The following is an 18,386-nucleotide window of genomic DNA, read 5'->3' as shown; positions in this document are numbered from 1 at the left end:
GCTGGTTACGTCGAATTCCGGGGACGCGCAATGGCTCGCATGGCGCACCGCCGTATACTATGTAGAGATATCAACCGGTTCAGCCTCCCGAGAGGCCGGATTCGAGGTCAGACCGGGTGCCGGGAAGCGCTTTCGTGAGTATTCCGAATATCATTACCCTGGGCCGCATCATGCTGGTCCCGATCATCGTCTGGGCCATCGTGTCGAGCCAAATGGAGGTCGCGTTCGCCGTCTTCCTGATCGCCGGTATCAGCGACGCCGTGGACGGCTTCCTGGCCAAGCGCTTCAACATGACGAGCGAACTCGGCGCCCTGCTCGACCCGCTCGCGGACAAAGCGCTGCTGGTCTCGATCTACATGGCGCTGGGCATCTGGGGCGCAATTCCGCGCTGGATCGTGATCCTGGTGGTCTCGCGCGACATCATGATCGTCGCCGCCGTGATCGTGTCCTGGCTGTTCGACCGGCCCGTTGAGATGAAGCCGTCGAAAGTGTCCAAGCTCAACACCGTGGCACAGGTGGCGTTCGCGGCGCTCGTGCTGGCAGCGCTTGCCTTCGGCTTCAAGCCGGCCCCTTATGATATCATCCTGATGGGCCTCGTCACGGTCTTCACACTCTCCTCCGTGTCGCTCTATCTGGTCGAGTGGCTGCGGCACATGAGCACGATCGAGGCCAAGTAGCACGATCGAGGCCAAGTAGCACGATCGAGGCCAAATGAGAGGCGATGCGGCCCCGTAAAAGGCCAACTCCCGCTCGATACGTCCGACCTCTTCGAATGACGCCGGCGCGCCGGCATGGAGCAAAGCAAGCGTGCCAGGCCGCGTTCACCCCCGACAATTGGCGTTTTCGCTTCCGCATGCGGAGAGCCTCAGCCGGGACAATTTCCTCGAAGGCCCCGCCAATGCGGCCGGTCTCGGCCTGATCGACAGCTGGCCGGAATGGCCGAACCGGATCATGTGGCTGGCCGGTCCCGAAGGAAGCGGCAAGAGCCATCTCGCCGCGATCTGGGCCGAGGCATCAGGGGCCCGCTCCACCACGGCCAATGCGCTGAGCGCCGCGGGGGTCCCGGGCGCGCTCGCCACCGGCGCGCTGGTGGTCGAGGATCTCAAGGCCAGGGAACTTGACGAACGCGCCCTCTTCCACCTGATGAACCTCGCCCGCGAGGATAGCGCCTACGTCCTGTTCACCGGACGCGAGGTGCCGGCCTCGCTGGAGATCGAGCTTCGCGACCTGCGCTCGCGTCTGCGCGCCGTTCCAGTGGTCGCGTTGCTACCGCCCGACGACCAGCTGTTCCGCGGCCTGATCGTCAAATTCTGCGCCGACCGCCAGCTCACCGTGGACGAGAGCGTGGTCGGCTACCTCGCCACCCGCCTGGAGCGGTCCTCGGCCGCCGCCCGCCAGGCCGTGGAACTGCTCGACAGCGAAGCCCTCAGGCTCGGCCGCCCGGTCACCCGGGCGCTGGCCGCCGAGCTGCTCCGCGACGCCTGATCGGCCTCCGCGGCCGCCTCCAGACCCACGCCAAGCCCGCTTGACGCGGCGAACCGGCGGAACATCAATGTCATCGAAACGTCATCGCTCTAACACATGCTCCGGCCGGTTTTGCACATAAGTCGCAAATTGGGGCGAACTGGATGGACCGACTTCTGATGGACTCTGCGCAAGCTGTTGAAACTAAAGAAAAAGCCCCAGAGACCGAGAGCCTGCCGGCGATCGCATCGAGTCCCGAGCGATTCATCAACCGCGAGCTCTCCTGGCTGCATTTCAACCGCCGCGTCCTGGAGGAATCGGTCAATCCCAGCCACCCCATGCTGGAGCGGGTGCGATTCCTGTCGATTTCGGCGAATAACCTCGACGAGTTCTTCATGGTCCGCGTCGCCGGCATCAAGGCCCAGGTGCGTGAGGGCATTGCCGAACGCAGCCCCGACGGCCTGACGCCATCCGAGCAACTCGCGCTGATCAACCGCACCGTCTCCGAGCTCGCCTCCGACCAGCAGGCGATCTGGCGCGACCTGCGCGGCACGCTGGCCGATGTCGGCATCGTGCTCGTCGAGGGCAAGGAGGTCACAAAGGCGGAACGGACCTGGATCGAGGACTACTTCCTCAGCAACGTATTCCCGCTGCTGACCCCGCTGGCGATCGACCCCGCCCACCCCTTCCCGTTCATCCCGAGCCTCGGCTTCACCATCGCGCTCCAGCTCACGCGCGCCGCCGACGGCAAGCAGATGAACGCGCTGATCCGCATGCCCGGCAAGATCGACCGCTTCATCCGCCTGCCGACCGAGGGCAAGGCCGTCCGGCTGATCTCGCTGGAGCAGGCGACCGCCCTGTTCATCAACCGCCTGTTCCCCGGCTACAATCTGCACGGCCAGGGCGCCTTCCGCATCATCCGCGACTCCGAGCTCGAAATCGAGGAAGAGGCGGAAGACCTCGTCCGCCTGTTCGAGACCGCGCTGAAGCGCCGCCGCCGCGGATCGGTGATCCGGCTCGAGATCGACGCCAAGATGCCGGAGGAGCTGCGCAACTTCGTTCAACACGCGCTGTCGGCCGCCGATGACGAGGTGTTCCTGGTCGACGGCGTGCAGGCGATGAACGAGCTCTCGCAGCTCACCCGCCTCGACCGGCCCGATCTCGAATTCACCCCTTACGTGCCGCGCCACCCCGAGCGCGTGCGCGAGCATGGCGGCGACATCTTTGCCGCGATCCGGCAGAAGGACCTCGTGGTCCATCATCCCTACGAATCCTTCGACGTGGTGGTGCAGTTCCTGCAGCAGGCCACGCGCGACCCCGATGTCGTCGCGATCAAGCAGACGCTCTACCGCACCTCCAACAACTCGCCGATCGTCCGCGCGCTGGCGGAAGCCGCCGAGGCCGGCAAATCCGTCACCGCGTTGATCGAGCTGAAGGCGCGCTTCGACGAGGAAGCCAATATCCGCTGGGCACGCGACCTCGAACGCGCCGGCGTGCAGGTCGTCTACGGCTTCCTCGAACTGAAGACGCACGCAAAGCTCTCGATGGTGGTGCGCCGCGAGGGCGGCAGCCTCACGACTTACGTCCATACCGGCACCGGCAATTATCACCCGGTCACCGCGCGCATCTACACCGACCTCTCCTACTTCACCTCGGATCCGACCATCGGCCGCGACGCCGCGCGTGTGTTCAATTTCATCACCGGCTATGCCGCGCCGAGCGATCTGGAGAAGATGGCGGTGTCGCCGCTGACCCTGCGCAAGCGCATCATCGAGCACATCCAGGGCGAGACCGCGCATGCGCGCCACGGCCGCCACGGTGCGGTCTGGATGAAGATGAATGCACTGGTCGACCCCGACATCATCGACGCGCTCTATGAGGCTTCCCAGGCCGGCGTGCAGGTCGAGCTCGTGGTGCGCGGTATCTGCTGCCTGCGCCCCGGCATTCCCGGCCTGTCCGAGAACATCCGCGTCAAGTCGATCATCGGACGCTTCCTGGAACACGGCCGAATCTACTGCTTCGGCATGGGCCAGGGCCTGCCGAGCGCCAAAGCGGCTGTGTATATCTCCTCCGCCGACATGATGCCGCGCAACCTCGACCGCCGCGTCGAGGTGCTGTGTCCGCTGCAAAATCCGACGGTGCATCAGCAGGTTCTCGAACAGATCATGGTCGCGAATCTCAAGGACAATGAGCAGAGCTGGCAATTGTTGCCGGACGGGTCCTCAACGCGTATGAAGACCGCGAAAGGCGAGGAGCCTTTCAACGTCCACAACTACTTCATGACAAATCCGAGTCTGTCTGGCCGTGGAAAGTCGCTCAAGGAATCCTCGCCGCGTCGTCTCACGCGCCGGAACGAACGCCATCAATCCTGATCAGGGATGTTCGACGTGAAGCGGCCGCGCAAGCGCGGCTCGAGCGTCGCGGTCATCGATATCGGTTCCAACTCGGTCCGTCTCGTCGTCTACGAGGGGCTGACGCGGAGCCTCATTCCGATCTTCAACGAGAAGACGCTGTGCGGCCTCGGCCGCGAGGTGCAGAGCACCGGTCTGCTCGCGCCCGACGCCGTCGACAAGGCGCTGACCTCGCTGAGGCGCTTTCGCGCATTGTGCCGTGTGATGCAGGTCGGGCGCGTGTTCGCGATCGCGACCGCGGCCTGCCGCGACGCCTCCAACGGCCCCGACTTCATCGCGAAGGCCGAGCGCATCTGCGCCGTGAAGATCGAGATCCTCTCGGGCCCGCGCGAGGCGCGGCTGTCGGCGCTCGGCGTGATCTCCGGCATCCACCATCCCGACGGCATCGTCGGCGACCTCGGCGGCGGCTCGCTCGAATTGATCGACGTGCGCAGGAACAGCGTGCGCAGCGGCGTGACGCTGCCGCTGGGGGGCCTCGCGCTGCAGGACCTCGCGCATAAATCGCTCAAGCGCGCCGATCGCATCGTGCGCGAGGAGCTCGACGAGGTGCCGCAGCTCACCGCCGGCAGCGGCCGCACCTTCTACGCCGTCGGCGGCACCTGGCGCGCGCTGGCGCGCATTCACATCATCCAGAGCGGCTATCCGCTCCAGGTGATGCACGGTTACTCGCTGTCGGCGGCTGAAGCGCTCGACTTCTCGCGTCGTCTCCGTCGCCTGGCGGCCGCGGACATGCTCGCCGACATCGAGAGCGTCGCCGATGCCCGCCGCCCCCTTCTCACCTATGCGGCGCTGGTGCTCGAGCACATCATCCGGGTGGCGAAGCCGAAGACGATCGTGTTCTCGACCTTCGGCGTGCGCGAGGGCCTGCTGCACGAGAAGCTGTCGGAGCCGGAACGCAACAAGGACGGCCTGATCTGCGCCGCGGAAGAGCTGAACCAGCTGCTGTCGCGCTCGGCCAAGCACGCCCACGAGCTGATCGCCTGGACCGACCGCCTCGCGCGCGTGGTGAAGCTGCGCGAGACCGAGGAGGACCGCCGCTTGCGCCACACCGCGTGCCTGCTGTCCGATATCGGCTGGCGCGTGCATCCCGATCACCGCGGCGAGCAGACGCTGAGCCTGGTCGTCAACGGCAATTTCGGCGCGATCACCCACACCGAGCGTGCCTTCGTCGGCCTGTCGGTGTTCTATCGCTATGCGGGCCTGAGCGAGGAAAACCAGCCGCCGGTCACCATGCAGGAGCTGCTGACGCCGGCGCAGCTCGAACGCGCGCGCCTCTTGGGGGCGGCGTTCCGCGTCGCGCATCTGATCTCGGCGGCGCGCCCGGGCGTGCTGCCGGCCACGCATTTCCGCAGCCAGGGCCGCAAGCTGATGCTGGTGTTCGAGCACCGCCTCGGCGACCTCGTCGCCGACCGCGTCGGCAGCCGCTTCCGCGCACTCGCCCGCCTGGTCAGCCGCGCCGGCTCGATCGTGCGGCGCTAAAGCATGATCCGGAAAAGTGCGCAGCGGTTTTCCGAAAAGATCATGCTCAAACAACAACCTGAAGAGCGATGACGTTTCATCCTAATCGCATCGCGCTTTAGGGTCTTCAACCAGCAGCGGCCGTTCGATCGCGGCTGCCCTCTGGCGCGATGACGGCTTTCAGTCCGCCGAGCTCGGAATCGGTGAGGACAAGCAGCCATCCATAGGCACTGAGCACGTCCTGAACGATTGCTAGGCCGAGGCCGGCGCCCTCGCCGCGCTCATCCAGTCTCGCACCGCGTTCGAGCACGCGCGAACGTTCGGCGGCCGCGATGCCCGGCCCGTCGTCCTCGACCGTGATCGCCGGGCCCGCAATGGCATCCGCGCCAATGCGCACCTGGCTCTTGGCGTGACGGGCGGCATTTTCCAGGAGATTGCCCAGCACTTCGGCCAGATCGGTGCGATCGAGCGGCACGCTCGGTTCGCCCGTTATGCAGGCCTTGAATTCAAGCCTCTGCGCGGCAGGCGTGCGCGCCAGCGTCAGTATCAGGGACTCGACAAGCGGTCTGAGGGGCGTGGAGATACCGCCACGCTGTCGTGCCGTGCCTCGCGCCCGGGCGCGTGCCAGCTCGCGGTCGACATGACGGCTCATCGCGTCGGCGACAGCTTCGATGGCCTTGGCAACGTCCTGCTCACCTCGCTGACGCAAAAGCGCGACGTCGGCCGCGAGCGCGGCGAGCGGCGTCTTCAGCCCATGCGCCAAGTCGGCGGCGCGGCTGCGCGAACGTTCGATCTCGCCTTCCTGGGCGTCGATCAGATTGTTCACCTCTTCCACCAGCGGCTTCACCTCGGCAGGGACGTCGACGGGGAGATGCTTGCGTTGGCCTGAGCGGACGTCGGCGACGCCGCGGCGAAGTGCATCGAGCGGACGTAGGCCCAGTCCGACCTGGATCGAGGTGGCCGCCGCCAGCACCAGCCCCAGCAGGCCGAGCGCCAGTGCCAGATCCCTGGCGAATTGCGAGGCGGCGACCGACACGCGGGCAAGATCGGCCGCCACCGCGACGCGCACCGGGACGCGGCGGTCGCCCACGGTGAGCACCACGCGGCGTTCACTGACCAGGAGCCGCGCGTTCGCCGGCCCGGGGATGACGTGACGGTGCAATTCGCGAGGCGACGGCTCGTCCTGCGGCAGGTCCAACGCCGTGTCCCACAGCGAACGTGAACGCAGCACCTGACCGCCGTCGTCCGATACCTGCCAGTACAGGCCCGAAAGCGGGTCGGCAAAACGCGGATCGGCCGGCGGCCGGCCCACCACCAGCTTGCCCTGGGCATCGACGTCGATACCCGCGACGAGCTGCTTCAAATAGATGTCGAGGTCGCTGCCGATCGTGCGCGTGACGTGGCGTTCGAACAGCAGCGTCAGCCCGGCGCCGGCAATGGTCAGCGCAACCAGGATGGCCACAACGCCGCCGGCCACCAGTCGCAGCCGCAACGAGCCCCAGCTCACGGCGTCGTCTCCGGTATCAGATAGCCGAAGCCGCGCCTGGTCTCGATCAGATCGGCGCCGAGCTTCTTGCGCACCCGGCCGACCAGCACCTCGAGCGCGTTCGACTCGTGGTCCTCGCCGTGGCCATAGACGTTTTCGTCGAGCTCGTGCTGCGACACCACACGGCCGCGGTGGTGCAAGAGAAAGGCGATCAGGCGATATTCCAACGGCGACAACGCGACGGGTACGCCGCGCAGCGTCACCTTCATCTGACGCTCGTCGAGTTCGACGTCGCCGGCGACGATCCGTGAGGAGGCATGGCCTGCCGAGCGGCGCACGATCGAGCGCAGCCGCGCCAGCAGTTCCTCCATGCGGAAGGGCTTAGGCAGGTAATCGTCGGCGCCCGCGTCGATACCATCGACGCGCTCGGCCCAGCTGCCGCGCGCCGTCAGGATCAGCACCGGCATGGAACGTCCGTTCGCGCGCCAGCGCTTGAGCACCGCCAGGCCGTCCATGTCGGGCAAGCCGAGATCGAGGATGACGGCGCCGTAGTCCTCGGTATCACCGCGGAACCAGGCTTCCTCGCCGTTGCGGACGGTCTCGACCACATAGCCGGCCGCTTGTAACGCCCTCTCCACATCGGCCGCGATCCGTCGGTCGTCCTCCACGAGCAGCAGGCGCATCACTTCTCCTTGACGCGTTCGATCTCGCCGCTGCGCGCATCGACGTACACCTCGTAGAGGCGGCCCTTGTCGTCGACGACGCGAAACTCGTAGATCCAGCGGCCACGCTCGCGCTCTATCTCCACGCCGGCAACCTCACCCGGCAGCTTGCCGCGAATGGATGCGAGAATGTCGGCGAGCGGCTTGATCTCACCCGCCTCGACTGCACGGCGAACCGCGTCGGGCGCGCCTTTATCGTGGCCGCCTGCTGCGGCAGGCACCGGCGCGAGCAGGACGCCTGCCAGCAATGGCACCGCGAGGAATCCCAGGAGGCTGGCGGGTTGCATTCGCAAAGAATGCCCTAATCGACCTGACAGAACGCTGACGTGGATCAACAGGTGGCCGTCAGCGCTCTTCTGCCAGTGTCCGTCCATCGCCTCGCCGCATGACGCGGCCGGGCGCCACAAGCCGGAGAGAACCATGCGCAACATCACCATCTTCATCGCGACCGCCGCCTTGCTCGCAGCCACCGCGACCGCTCATGCCGGCAGCCTCGGGCGTCCCTGCACTGCGGCGCCCCAGACAAGCTGGCTGCCGCTCGAACAACTGCAGGCCAAGGTCGAAGCCCAGGGCTACAAAGTCCAGAAGGCCAAGCTCAAGAATGCCTGTGGCGAACTCTACACCATCGACAAGTCCGGCAGCCGGGTCGAATTGTTCGTCGATCCGACCAGCGGCCAGATCGTCGGTCAGTTGTAAGAGGCCGCGCCATGAGCTCGATTCACGATGCGACGGTGGCCGGCGGCGAGAAGCCGCCGGCCACCGTCAAGGTCTGGGACCCCTTTGTGCGCGTGTTCCATTGGTCGCTGGCCGGGCTGTTTCTGCTCGCGTATGCGACCGGTGACGAGATCGAGAATGTCCATATCGCCGCCGGCTACACGATTGCGGGGTTGCTCGCGCTACGGATCTTATGGGGCTTCGTGGGGCCGCGCTATGCGCGCTTCAGCGACTTCGTGCGCTCGCCGCGCGCGGTGCTCGCCTACATGCGCGACGTGGCGCTGCTGAGGGCGCCACGCTATCTCGGCCACAATCCTGCCGGCGGCACGATGGTCGTGGCGCTGATCGTCATGCTGATCGGCACCTGCACCACCGGTTACATGATGACGATTGGCAGCTTCTGGGGAGCAAAATGGGTGGAAGAGGTCCATGAGGCGTTCGCCAACCTCACGATCGGCCTCGTCGTCGTCCATGTGCTTGGCGTCCTCGTGGCGAGCTTCGAGCACCGCGAGAGCCTGGTGAAGGCGATGATCACCGGGAGGAAGCGTCCATCATGAGCGAGCCCGGGGATGCCCCGGCACGAAGGCTTCTCAAACGCTCATCTGCCGACAAATCGGCTTCCGTTCCACCACAGCGTGCGGCTCGTGCCCCTCCCGTCCACGACTTCAACGACGGCCTGATCGTGGGAAGAAGACAGCCGAACGTCATGAGCGTGCACGGAAAGCACACGTCTGTAACGCCCGCTTTTCGAGACATACACCTCGTGCAGGCACCCTGCGGACCCGCAATAAACTGCCCTGTTGCGGCAACGAAAGTCGTCAAAATGGAGAGCCAGGAATTGAGCGCCCGGCACGGTCAGATAAAGAGCAAAGCGTTGGGCAGCGGCGATTGGCGCGCCGCACGCTGCATCCCATTTCCGCACGTCCGCTCGGATTTCAGGCGGCAGCATTTCGATGTGCGCAGAACTCCAGGGGTCCTGCGCCGTTCCGCTATGGGAGAGTGCCGGCTGCACGAGCCCAACCAGCGCGACAAAGCCGGTTGCCAGGATCGTCGCGAATCTTGTTGGTCTCACGGCCGCCTCTCCGAAGGATGCAAAGCCAGCCTAGCTTCCCGGGCTGGGACGGAATTGAGCAAGATCAACCGAAGCCCTCCCGGGACGGCGAGCAGCCTTCCAAAGTGGTGGGCCCGCTTGAGACAGATCAACGCCCCAACGCGCTGGTGGGTTAAGCGAAACCTGCGATCGAGCAGCGCTTCGCTCGCCGGCGAATGCGGGACATTCCTCATGCGAGTCCGCCACGTACCTCTCCTTCTCACCTTCTCTGGCGGCACGCTCGCTCGTACGCTCATCGCCATTGCATTGAGCTTGTTACCTTCCGTGTCGATGGCACAGGACGAGGTGAAGCTGAGCGATGCGCAGGCGCGCAATCTCGGGGTGCGCGTGACCCATCCGGTCGCGAGCCGGACCGATCTGACGCTGCCCTATCCCGTCCAGATCGTCATCCCGACGCAACAATTGTGGGTCGTCAGCGCGCCGGTAGCCGGCATGGTCGCCAATCTCCTGGTCGGGCGCGGTGACCGCGCCACGGCCGGCCAGCCGCTGGTCACTCTGGAAAGTCCGAGCTTCGTCTCCCAGCAACGCGACTATCTGCACGCGATCGCGCAGGAGCATCTCGCCAACCAGCAACTCAATCGGAATGCGGATCTGTTCGAGGGCAAGGCCGTGCCGCAACGCGTGCTGGAGGCCAGCCAGGCCGAAGCGCGCCAGGCCGCCCTCGTCGTCGCCGAACGGCGTCAGATGCTGCATCTGAGCGGGATGTCCGACGATGCAATCTCCCGGCTGGCCCAGCAAGCGGCGATCAGCGGGACGCTCACGGTCAATGCACCGCAAGCCGCGTCCGTGGTCGAACTCGCGGTGTCACCAGGGCAGCGGCTCGAACAATCCGCACCGCTCGTCAAGTTGGCGCGGCTCTCGCCGCTATGGGCGGAAATCGCGGTCCCTGCCGCCAATATTCGAGCGATCCGTACCGGCGCGAAAGTCGAGATCGAGGGCTATTCCACCCCGGGCAAGGTCGTGTTGGTCTCAGAGACCATCGATCCTGCCACCCAGACTATTCTGGTTCGCGCGGAAGTCCCCAACGACGGCGAGCTGCATCCCGGCCAGACCACCGCGGCCCGCATCGGATTTCTCTCGACCGGCGAAAGCGCCTGGGAGATCCCTTACAGCGGGCTAGTCCGGCGGGGCGAGCAAACGTCGGTCTTCGTCGCCTTTGACGGCGGCTTCCGGCTGGTGCCGGTCAAGCTGCTTGCGGAAGATCAGGACCATGTGGTCGTAGCGGGCGCCGTCTCGGCCCGGGATGAGATCGCGATCGGCGGCATCTCGGCGCTTCGCGGCATCCTCTCCGGACTGGGGCAGTAAATGCTCCGGCGCCTGGTCGCGTTCGCACTGTCGCAGCGACTGTTCGTCATGCTCGGCGTGCTGCTGGTGATCGGCGCCGGCGCTGTCCTCCTGCCCGGCTTGCCGATCGATGCCTTTCCTGACGTTTCGCCGGTTCAGGTCAAGGTCATCATGAAGGCGGCGGGCCTCACTCCCGAAGAGGTCGAGCAGCGCATCACCGTCCCCGTCGAGCTCGAACTGCTCGGATTGCCGAACAAGAAGGTGCTTCGTTCGACCACGAAATACGCGCTGGCAGACATCACCGTCGATTTCGAGGACGGCACCGACATCTACTGGGCGCGCAACCAAGTCTCGGAGCGCTTGTCGAACATCTCGCGCGATTTCCCGGACGGAGTGAGCGGCGGTCTGGCGCCGATCACGAGCCCGCTCGGCGAGATGTTCATGTTCACGATCGACAGTCCCGAGCTGTCGCTCGCGGAACGCCGCACCCTGCTCGACTGGGTGATCCGCCCGGCCTTGCGGACCGTCCCCGGCGTTGCGGACGTCAATGCGCTCGGCGGCTATGTCCGCGCCTTCGAGATCGTGCCGCGCAACGATGCGCTGGCCGCGCGCGGCATTTCCTACGATTTGTTTCGCCGGGCCATCGAAGCCAACAGCCGCAACGACGGCGCCGGACGGGTGAACCAGGGCGAGGACAGCGCTCTGGTTCGGATCGAAGGCAGCATCCGGTCGATTGAGGACATCAAGGCCATCGTCGTCGACACCCGCGAGGGCGTGCCGATCCTGGTCAACGACGTCGCGAGCGTCAAAGTCGGGACGCTGACCCGCTATGGCGCCGTCACGGCGGACGGCCGCGGCGAAACCGTCGAGGGACTGGTCCTCGGCTTACGCGGCGCCAACGCGGGTCAGCTGATCCGTGACGTGCGTGCTCGGCTCGCGGAGCTGCAACCCTCGCTGCCGAAGAGCGTGTCGATCAACGTGTTCTATGACCGCAGCCGCCTGGTCAACCGCGCCGTCGGCACCGTGGTGCGGGCCCTCGGCGAGGCCACCGCCCTCGTCATCGTCCTTCTGCTGCTTTTCCTCGGCAACTGGCGGGCCTCACTGGTGATCGCGCTCAGCCTGCCGCTGGCCATCGTCATCGCCTTGATCGTCATGCGCGTGGTGGGAATGTCGGCCAATCTGATGAGCCTCGGCGGACTTGCGATCGCGATCGGCATGCTGATCGACGCGCTGGTCGTCGTGGTCGAGAACATCGTCGGCAACCTCGGCAAGCACGCCCCGGACAAGGCCATTCCGCTGATCCACCTGATCTACCGTTCGGTCTGCGAAGTCCTGGAACCGGTCGCCTCGGGTGTGCTCATCATCATCATCGTGTTCGTCCCGCTGCTGACGCTGCAGGGGTTGGAGGGCAAGCTGTTCATCCCGGTCGCGCTGGCCATCATCTTCGCGTTGGCCGGCTCGCTGCTGCTGGCGCTCACCGTGATCCCGGTCGCAACCTCCTTCGTGCTCAAGTCGGCGTCACATCGCGATCCCCTGCTGGTGCGTGCGGCCCAACGGATCTACGCGCCGGCACTGGACTGGGCCCTCAACAACGAGCGCAAGGTGATGGCTGCGGCGCTGATCGGCCTCGTCGCGGCGGGCTTCGCCTATACCCAGCTCGGCAAGACCTTCATGCCGACCATGGATGAAGGCGACGTCATCGTCAGCGTCGAGACGCTTCCGTCCGTCAACCTCGACGAGTCGCTAGCGATGAATGCAAGGCTGCAGACCGCGCTTCTGGCCGTACCTGATATTGCCGGCATCGTCGCGCGAACCGGGTCGGACGAGCTCGGCCTCGATCCCATGGGCCCCAACCAGACCGACACGTTCCTGGTGCTCAAGCCGGCCGCCGAGCGCGCGACCGACAATCGCGAGGCCCTGCTGCAGAAGCTTCGCGAGGTCCTCACCGGCTTCCCCGGCATCTCGCTCAGCTTCACCCAGCCCATCGACATGCGCGTGCAGGAGATGATCAGCGGCGTGCGCGGTGACGTCGCCGTCAAGATCTTCGGCCCCGACATCGCCAGGCTGAACGAAACCGCGGCAAAGCTGTCGGCGATCCTGTCCAGCATCGACGGTGCCGAGGACGTCTACACCACGCTGAATGAAGGCGCTCAATACTACACGGTTGCGGTCAACCGCATGGAAGCCGGCCGCTTCGGCCTGACCGTGGATTCCGTCGTCAACTCGCTGCGGACGCAGATCGAGGGCCGGACCATCGGGACCGCGCTCGAGGACGGGCGCCGCACGCCGATCCTCGTCCGGGGCAGCGAGACGACGCGGGAAGCGCCAACGCTGCTGGCCAGCCTGCCGCTCACGCTCGCCTCCGGACAGCACGTCGCGCTATCGCAGGTCGCCCGTATCCAACGCGTAGACGGTCCGGTGAAGATCGACCGCGAGGACGGCGCTCGCATGAGCGTGGTGCGCGCCAACGTCCGCGGTCGCGACATGGTCGGCTTCGTCGAAGCGGCCCGCCAGAAGGTGGCGACCGAACTCCCGCTGCCGAACGGTTACCGGCTGACCTGGGGCGGGCAGTTCGAGAACCAGCAACGCGCTGCCGCGCGCCTATCCGTCGTAGTCCCCGTCGCGATCGGCCTGATCTTCGTGCTGCTCTTCACCACATTCGGTGCCATCCGCCAGGCCCTGCTGGTGCTCGTCAACATCCCGTTTGCCCTGATCGGGGGCGTCTTCGCGCTGGTCGTGACGGGCGAGTACCTGTCGGTGCCGGCTTCGGTCGGGTTCATCGCGCTGCTCGGCATCGCCGTGCTCAACGGCGTCGTGCTGGTCTCCTACTTCAATCAGCTCCGTGCCCACGGCCTTCCCGAGGATCGCATCGTCGTCGAAGGCGCCATGCGCAGGCTTCGCCCCGTGCTGATGACCGCGAGCATCACGGCGCTTGGCTTGATCCCGCTGCTGTTCGCCTCCGGCCCGGGTTCCGAAGTGCAGCGACCGCTCGCAATCGTCGTGATCGGAGGACTGCTGTCCTCCACCCTGCTCACCCTGATTCTCCTGCCGATTCTGTATCGCCGCTATGGCGGATCGTCGAAGGTGGCCAAATGATCGAGCAGCCGGTCTGTCTGACGCTGATTGTGCCGCATCTCCTCCGCGAGGAGGTGTTCGACTATCTCACTGAGCAGACCGACCTGGTTTCGGGATTCACGGCATCGCACGGAGCCGGTCACGGCACTGAGATCCGCTTGCATACGGCCGCCGAACGCGTGAAAGGCCACGCCGATCAGGCCGTCGTGCAGGTGGTGCTCGCAGGGACAGATGCCGGCCGCTTGCTCGACCGTCTGCGGGTTTCGTTCGCCGGAACCAAGCTGGTCTACTGGACGATACCCGTGACGGAACTCGGCACGATCGACTGAGCGGGCCTACTCCGCCGACGCCCTGGCGTGCCGCTCGGACGATTCCAGCGCCGCGGCGGTCAGCTTGCGGCGGCGCCAGATGGTGCCGACCACCAGCACGACGACGACGCCGAGCGCTGCGCAGAAATATTCGCCGCCCGCCCCGCCATGGCCGAATTGCGGCGGGATGCGCAAGGCGCCGAGCATCGAGTCGAGCGCGGCACCGAACGGACCGTCGAACAGCGTGTGCAGCTTGGGCGCGACGCCGGGATCGGTCGCCATCACCTCGCCCGCGATCCAGCCGAGCAGCGCAGCACCCGCCCAGACCAGCACCGGCAGCTTCTCGAGCAGCGCCATGATCAGCGCCGCACCGGCGACGATCAGCGGCACGCTGATGGCAAGGCCGAGGATCAGGAGCGGCACGCTGCCATTGGCGGCGGCTGCGACCGCAATGACGTTGTCGAGACTCATGACGATGTCGGCGACCACGACGATCTGCACGGCCTGCCACAGATGCGAAGCAGCGTCGACGTCGTCCTCGTCCTCGTGTTCCGGCACCAGCAGCTTGGCCGCGATCACGATCAGCGCGAGTCCGCCGATCAGCTTGAGGTACGGCAACTCCATCAGGGTTGCGACGATGCCGGTGAAGATGATCCGCAGCAGCACCGCGGCGCCGGCACCGAAGATCATGCCCCACAGGCGGTGTCGCGGCGAGAGGCCGCGGCAGGCGAGCGCGATCACCAGCGCGTTGTCACCGGACAAAAGGATGTTGATCCAGATGATCTTGCCGACCGCAATCCAGAAAGTCGGTTCGGCCATCTCGTTGCGAAACTGGGTGAAGAACGCCCCGATCGTTGCGGGATCGAAGATCTGCCAGAGCCAGCTCACAATACGTCCTTTCGCCCCGTCGATTTAACTTATCAGCCGATGGATCAGCCGACGATCTCGTTGCCCGAGAAGAACTGCGCGATCTCGATCGCGGCGGTCTCCGGCGCATCCGAGCCGTGCGCGGAATTCTCGCCGATCGACTTGGCGTAGAGCTTGCGGATGGTGCCGTCGGCGGCCTTCGACGGATCGGTCGCGCCCATCGCGTCGCGGTACTTGGCGATGGCGTTCTCGGCTTCCAGCACCTGGACGACGACCGGGCCCGAGGTCATGAACTCGACGAGCTCGCCGAAGAACGGCCGCGCCTTGTGGACGGCATAGAAGGTCTCGGCCTGTTCCTTGGTCATGCGGATGCGCTTCTGCGCGACGATGCGCAGGCCCGCCTTTTCGATCACGGCGTTGACGGCGCCGGTCAGGTTACGCGCGGTCGCGTCGGGCTTGATGATCGAGAAAGTGCGTTCGATGGCCATAATCTTGTCCTTGGGAAGAAAAGCGGTGGTTGTCGAGTTGCCGGGCTTATATCGGCGCCTTTGCCATCCGGCAAGCGATCGCCGGTATGACGTCACAGGCGCTTCGCCGCAGGACCGGAGGATGCGGTTTCAACCTGGATTACGACAATTTCACCCAGATGAACCCAATCTGAAGCCCCTGTCAGGATTCGGTTCAGCCTTGCCGGCGTAGGGTTGGCCCCATCGAAACTGAAGCCCGATCACTGGGCGGACCGTTTCGGCGGCCTTTCCATCGGACGCGATAGCCCCGCGCCGGCAGTATTGAGGAGATCACCATGTTGAGGAAACTTTCGCTTGCCGCCGTCGCTGCGGTTGCGCTGGGTGCCGCGCTGGCGCCGACCTCGGCTTCCGCCCACTGGCACGGTGGCGGCCCGGGCTGGCACGGCGGCGGCGGTGGCTGGCACCGCGGCCATGGCTGGGGCGGTCCGCGCTTCTATGCCCCCGTCTCCTACGGTTATGGCGGCTGCTATGTGCGCCGGTTGGTCCCGACCCCCTGGGGACCCCGCTGGCGGATGATCAACCGCTGCTACTGAGCCCGACAGCACCTTAACTTAAAGGCTACCGACCCCCCGGTTGCCGTCCAAGAGAAGCCCCGGCGATCCCCCCGCCGGGGCTTCGCATTTTGGGCGGATATGGCGGGACTCATACAATTTTGACGAGAATGCCAGCATTCCCCCAAAAACGGCGAAACCATTTTGGGGGCCAATGACTTGGTACCGTGTCCTAACTTTGAGCACACGGAACCTGCGCGATGGCTGGCCTTTTTGCCAATGACAGTGAGCAGATCGACCGGCGGACCAGCCGTTCGATTTGCGATGCGGTGGGCGAACGGCTCCAGCAGAGCCTGCGTCCCGAACCCCAGCTCCCGACCCATCTCGAGCAGCTCATGAAAGAGCTGAGGCAGCGCGACCGCGACTCGCATTGAGCCGAGCATGATCCGGAAAAGTGTGAAGCGGTTTTCCGGAACGATCATGCTTCAACGATAACCCCGGAAAAACGGGTTGCGTTCGGCGCGCCTTGCGGTGACAAGGCCGCATGCTTGGGATCACCGACCTCTCCATCCGCCTCGCCGGACGCCTTCTGATTGACCAGAGTTCCGTGCAGATCACGCCGGGATCGCGCGTCGGCCTGGTCGGACGCAACGGCACCGGCAAGTCGACGCTGTTCAAGGTGATCCGCGGTGAGCTCGCGGCAGAGCACGGCTCGGTGACCCTGCCGCCGCGCTGGAGCGTCGGCAGCCTCGCCCAGGAAGCCCCGAACGGACCCGAAAGCCTGATCTCCGTCGTGCTCAAGGCCGACCTCGAACGTGACGCGCTGCTCGCCGAGGCCGAAAGCGCGACCGATCCGCACCGGATCGCCGAGATCCAGACCCGGCTGGTCGACATCGACGCGCATTCGGCGCCGAGCCGTGCCGCCGCGATCCTCTCCGGCCTCGGCTTCTCCGCCGCCGATCAGCTCCGCCCCTGCGCCGAATTCTCCGGCGGCTGGCGCATGCGCGTCGCGCTCGCCGCGACGCTGTTCGCAGCCCCCGACCTGTTGCTGCTCGACGAGCCCACCAACTATCTCGACCTCGAGGGAACGTTGTGGCTGGAGGATCACCTCGCGCACTATCCGCGCACGGTGATCGTGATCAGCCACGACCGCGATCTCCTCGAAAGCTCGGTCGACCAGATCCTGCATCTGGAGCGCGGCAAGCTTACGCTCTACAGGGGCACCTATTCTTCGTTCGAAGAGCAGCGCGCCGCGCGCGAGCTGCTCGATGCCAAGCAGGTCAAGCGCCAGGAGGCCGAGCGCGCCCGCCTGCAGGCCTTCGTCGACCGCTTCAAGGCCAAGGCTTCGAAAGCCCGCCAGGCACAGTCTCGCGTGAAAATGCTGGAGCGGCTGAAGCCGATCACGGCGCTGGTCACCGAGGACGTGCGCGAGATCAGCTTTCCGGCGCCGGAAAAGATCCTGTCGCCGCCGATCATCGCCGTGGACAACGCCTCCGTCGGCTACGATCCGGCTAGCCCCGTGCTCAATCGCGTCACCTTGCGCATCGACAATGACGACCGCATTGCGCTGCTGGGTGCCAACGGCAACGGCAAGTCGACGCTGGTCAAGCTGCTCGCCGGAAGGCTTGCGCCGTTCTCCGGCAAGGTGACGCGCGCGGACAAGCTGTCGATCGCCTATTTTGCGCAGCACCAGCTCGACGAGCTCAACGTGGACGCGTCCGCCTATGACCACGTCCGCAAGCTGATGGGCGACGCGCCCGAAGCAAAGGTGCGCGCGCGCGCCGGCGCGATCGGCTTCTCCGGCAAGGCAGCCGACACCAAGGTCGCCAAACTGTCGGGCGGCGAGAAGGCGCGGCTGCTGCTCGGCCTTGCGACCTTCTTCGGCCCCAACATGATCATCCTGGACGAGCCTACCAACCATCTCGACATCGACAGCCGCGCCGCGCTTGCCGAAGCCATCAACGAATTCCCCGGCGCCGTCATCATGGTCTCGCACGACCGCTACCTGATCGAGGCCTGTGCCGACCGGCTCTGGATCGTCGCCGACCGCACCGTCACCAATTACGACGGCGACCTCGACGAATACCGCCGCCTGGTGCTGTCCGCGCGCAACGGCGAGCCCGCACCGCGCGAGCGCAGTGTGCCAAGCGAAAAGCCGCAGCGCGCGCGGCCCGACAATCGCGGCTCGCTGAAGAAGCGCATCACCGAGGCCGAAGCCGAGATCGCCCGCGTCAGCGACATCATCACCAAGATCGACACGGCCCTCGCTTTGCCCGACATTTTTACGCGCGATCCCAAGCAGGCCGCGCAGCTGTCAAAGGCGCGCGCCAATGCCGCCGATGCGCTGGCGCGCGCGGAGGAGCAGTGGCTCGAGGCGAGCACGCAGTTCGACGAAGCGGCGGGTTGAATCCAAATCTGGAAAACAACCCCATGCACAGGAGCGGTAGTTAATCACCCTGCCTTAGTGG

At 65.8% G+C, this 18,386-nt stretch carries 17 protein-coding genes; 12 read left to right on the top strand and 5 right to left on the bottom strand.

Translation table 11 applies throughout. The features are described 5' to 3' along the window. The first annotated feature begins 134 nt into the window (after positions 1-134). The 4 genes from XH81_RS36295 to ppx all read left to right on the top strand — a co-directional run bounded on the left by XH81_RS36295 (position 135) and on the right by ppx (position 5,354). Positions 135-677: a CDP-alcohol phosphatidyltransferase family protein gene (locus XH81_RS36295; RefSeq protein WP_025035876.1), complete on the top strand. Its 543-nt coding sequence runs from the start codon at positions 135-137 to the stop codon at positions 675-677. A 130-nt stretch (positions 678-807) separates the two neighbouring features. Beyond that, positions 808-1,485 (top strand): DnaA ATPase domain-containing protein, encoded by a 678-nt coding sequence (locus tag XH81_RS36290; protein ID WP_028144987.1) that lies wholly within the window; start codon positions 808-810, stop codon positions 1,483-1,485. Positions 1,486-1,643: 158 nt separating this feature from the next. Beyond that, positions 1,644-3,836 (top strand): RNA degradosome polyphosphate kinase, encoded by a 2,193-nt coding sequence (locus XH81_RS36285; protein WP_028144988.1) that lies wholly within the window; start codon positions 1,644-1,646, stop codon positions 3,834-3,836. A 15-nt stretch (positions 3,837-3,851) separates the two neighbouring features. Continuing rightward, the gene (gene ppx / locus XH81_RS36280) at positions 3,852-5,354 is read left to right on the top strand and encodes an exopolyphosphatase (RefSeq protein ID WP_028144989.1); all 1,503 of its coding nucleotides are present in this window, start codon (positions 3,852-3,854) and stop codon (positions 5,352-5,354) included. A 106-nt stretch (positions 5,355-5,460) separates the two neighbouring features. Here the strand turns inward: ppx and XH81_RS36275 are convergent, their stop codons facing one another. From XH81_RS36275 to XH81_RS36265, 3 genes are read right to left on the bottom strand one after another with little or no spacing between them, the layout of a single operon-like run. After that, entirely contained in the window at positions 5,461-6,840 is a 1,380-nt protein-coding gene (locus XH81_RS36275) for a sensor histidine kinase (RefSeq protein ID WP_028144990.1), read from the bottom strand. Continuing rightward, complete coding sequence (locus XH81_RS36270; protein WP_028144991.1) at positions 6,837-7,502, bottom strand: response regulator transcription factor; 666 nt, start codon at positions 7,500-7,502, stop codon at positions 6,837-6,839. Before XH81_RS36270 ends, XH81_RS36275 begins: the two co-directional genes overlap by 4 nt. Then, on the bottom strand, positions 7,502-7,828 hold the full coding sequence (locus XH81_RS36265; protein WP_038946536.1) for a PepSY domain-containing protein: 327 nt from the start codon (positions 7,826-7,828) through the stop codon (positions 7,502-7,504). Before XH81_RS36265 ends, XH81_RS36270 begins: the two co-directional genes overlap by 1 nt. Before the next feature lie 133 nt (positions 7,829-7,961). Between XH81_RS36265 and XH81_RS36260 the strand changes: the two genes are divergently transcribed. The 5 genes from XH81_RS36260 (at position 7,962) to XH81_RS36240 (ending at position 14,054) form a co-directional block, all read left to right on the top strand. Further along, positions 7,962-8,237, top strand: coding sequence for a PepSY domain-containing protein (locus tag XH81_RS36260; protein WP_028144993.1), 276 nt, complete (start codon positions 7,962-7,964; stop codon positions 8,235-8,237). An 11-nt stretch (positions 8,238-8,248) separates the two neighbouring features. Continuing rightward, positions 8,249-8,812, top strand: coding sequence for a cytochrome b/b6 domain-containing protein (locus XH81_RS36255; protein ID WP_028144994.1), 564 nt, complete (start codon positions 8,249-8,251; stop codon positions 8,810-8,812). Between the two features lie 725 nt (positions 8,813-9,537). Next, positions 9,538-10,671 (top strand): efflux RND transporter periplasmic adaptor subunit, encoded by a 1,134-nt coding sequence (locus XH81_RS36250; protein WP_028144995.1) that lies wholly within the window; start codon positions 9,538-9,540, stop codon positions 10,669-10,671. Next, positions 10,672-13,746, top strand: coding sequence for an efflux RND transporter permease subunit (locus tag XH81_RS36245; RefSeq protein ID WP_028144996.1), 3,075 nt, complete (start codon positions 10,672-10,674; stop codon positions 13,744-13,746). Further along, positions 13,743-14,054, top strand: a complete 312-nt coding sequence (locus tag XH81_RS36240; RefSeq protein ID WP_028144997.1) for a DUF3240 family protein — start codon at positions 13,743-13,745, stop codon at positions 14,052-14,054. The genes XH81_RS36245 and XH81_RS36240 overlap by 4 nt, the downstream gene beginning before the upstream one ends. Before the next feature lie 6 nt (positions 14,055-14,060). Here XH81_RS36240 and XH81_RS36235 read toward each other — a convergent pair whose 3' ends face one another. Both XH81_RS36235 and ndk read right to left on the bottom strand, forming a co-directional pair. Beyond that, entirely contained in the window at positions 14,061-14,921 is an 861-nt protein-coding gene (locus tag XH81_RS36235; protein WP_028144998.1) for a TerC family protein, read from the bottom strand. A gap of 44 nt (positions 14,922-14,965) precedes the next feature. Next, a complete protein-coding gene (gene ndk / locus XH81_RS36230; protein ID WP_018317541.1) occupies positions 14,966-15,388 on the bottom strand; it encodes a nucleoside-diphosphate kinase in 423 nt (140 codons plus the stop codon). A 314-nt stretch (positions 15,389-15,702) separates the two neighbouring features. Between ndk and XH81_RS36225 the strand changes: the two genes are divergently transcribed. The 3 genes from XH81_RS36225 to XH81_RS36215 all read left to right on the top strand — a co-directional run bounded on the left by XH81_RS36225 (position 15,703) and on the right by XH81_RS36215 (position 18,325). Beyond that, entirely contained in the window at positions 15,703-15,960 is a 258-nt protein-coding gene (locus tag XH81_RS36225) for a hypothetical protein (protein ID WP_018317542.1), read from the top strand. Between the two features lie 218 nt (positions 15,961-16,178). Continuing rightward, entirely contained in the window at positions 16,179-16,352 is a 174-nt protein-coding gene (locus XH81_RS36220) for a hypothetical protein (RefSeq protein WP_162832233.1), read from the top strand. Positions 16,353-16,462: 110 nt separating this feature from the next. After that, positions 16,463-18,325 carry an ABC-F family ATP-binding cassette domain-containing protein gene (locus tag XH81_RS36215; RefSeq protein WP_028144999.1) on the top strand — a complete coding sequence of 621 codons (1,863 nt, stop codon included), beginning with the start codon at positions 16,463-16,465 and terminating at the stop codon, positions 18,323-18,325. Positions 18,326-18,386: the final 61 nt, after the last annotated feature.

Source organism: Bradyrhizobium sp. CCBAU 25360 (assembly GCF_028128695.1).
GTDB lineage: Bacteria > Pseudomonadota > Alphaproteobacteria > Rhizobiales > Xanthobacteraceae > Bradyrhizobium > Bradyrhizobium ottawaense.
This window is presented reverse-complemented; position numbering and strand designations above follow the sequence as displayed.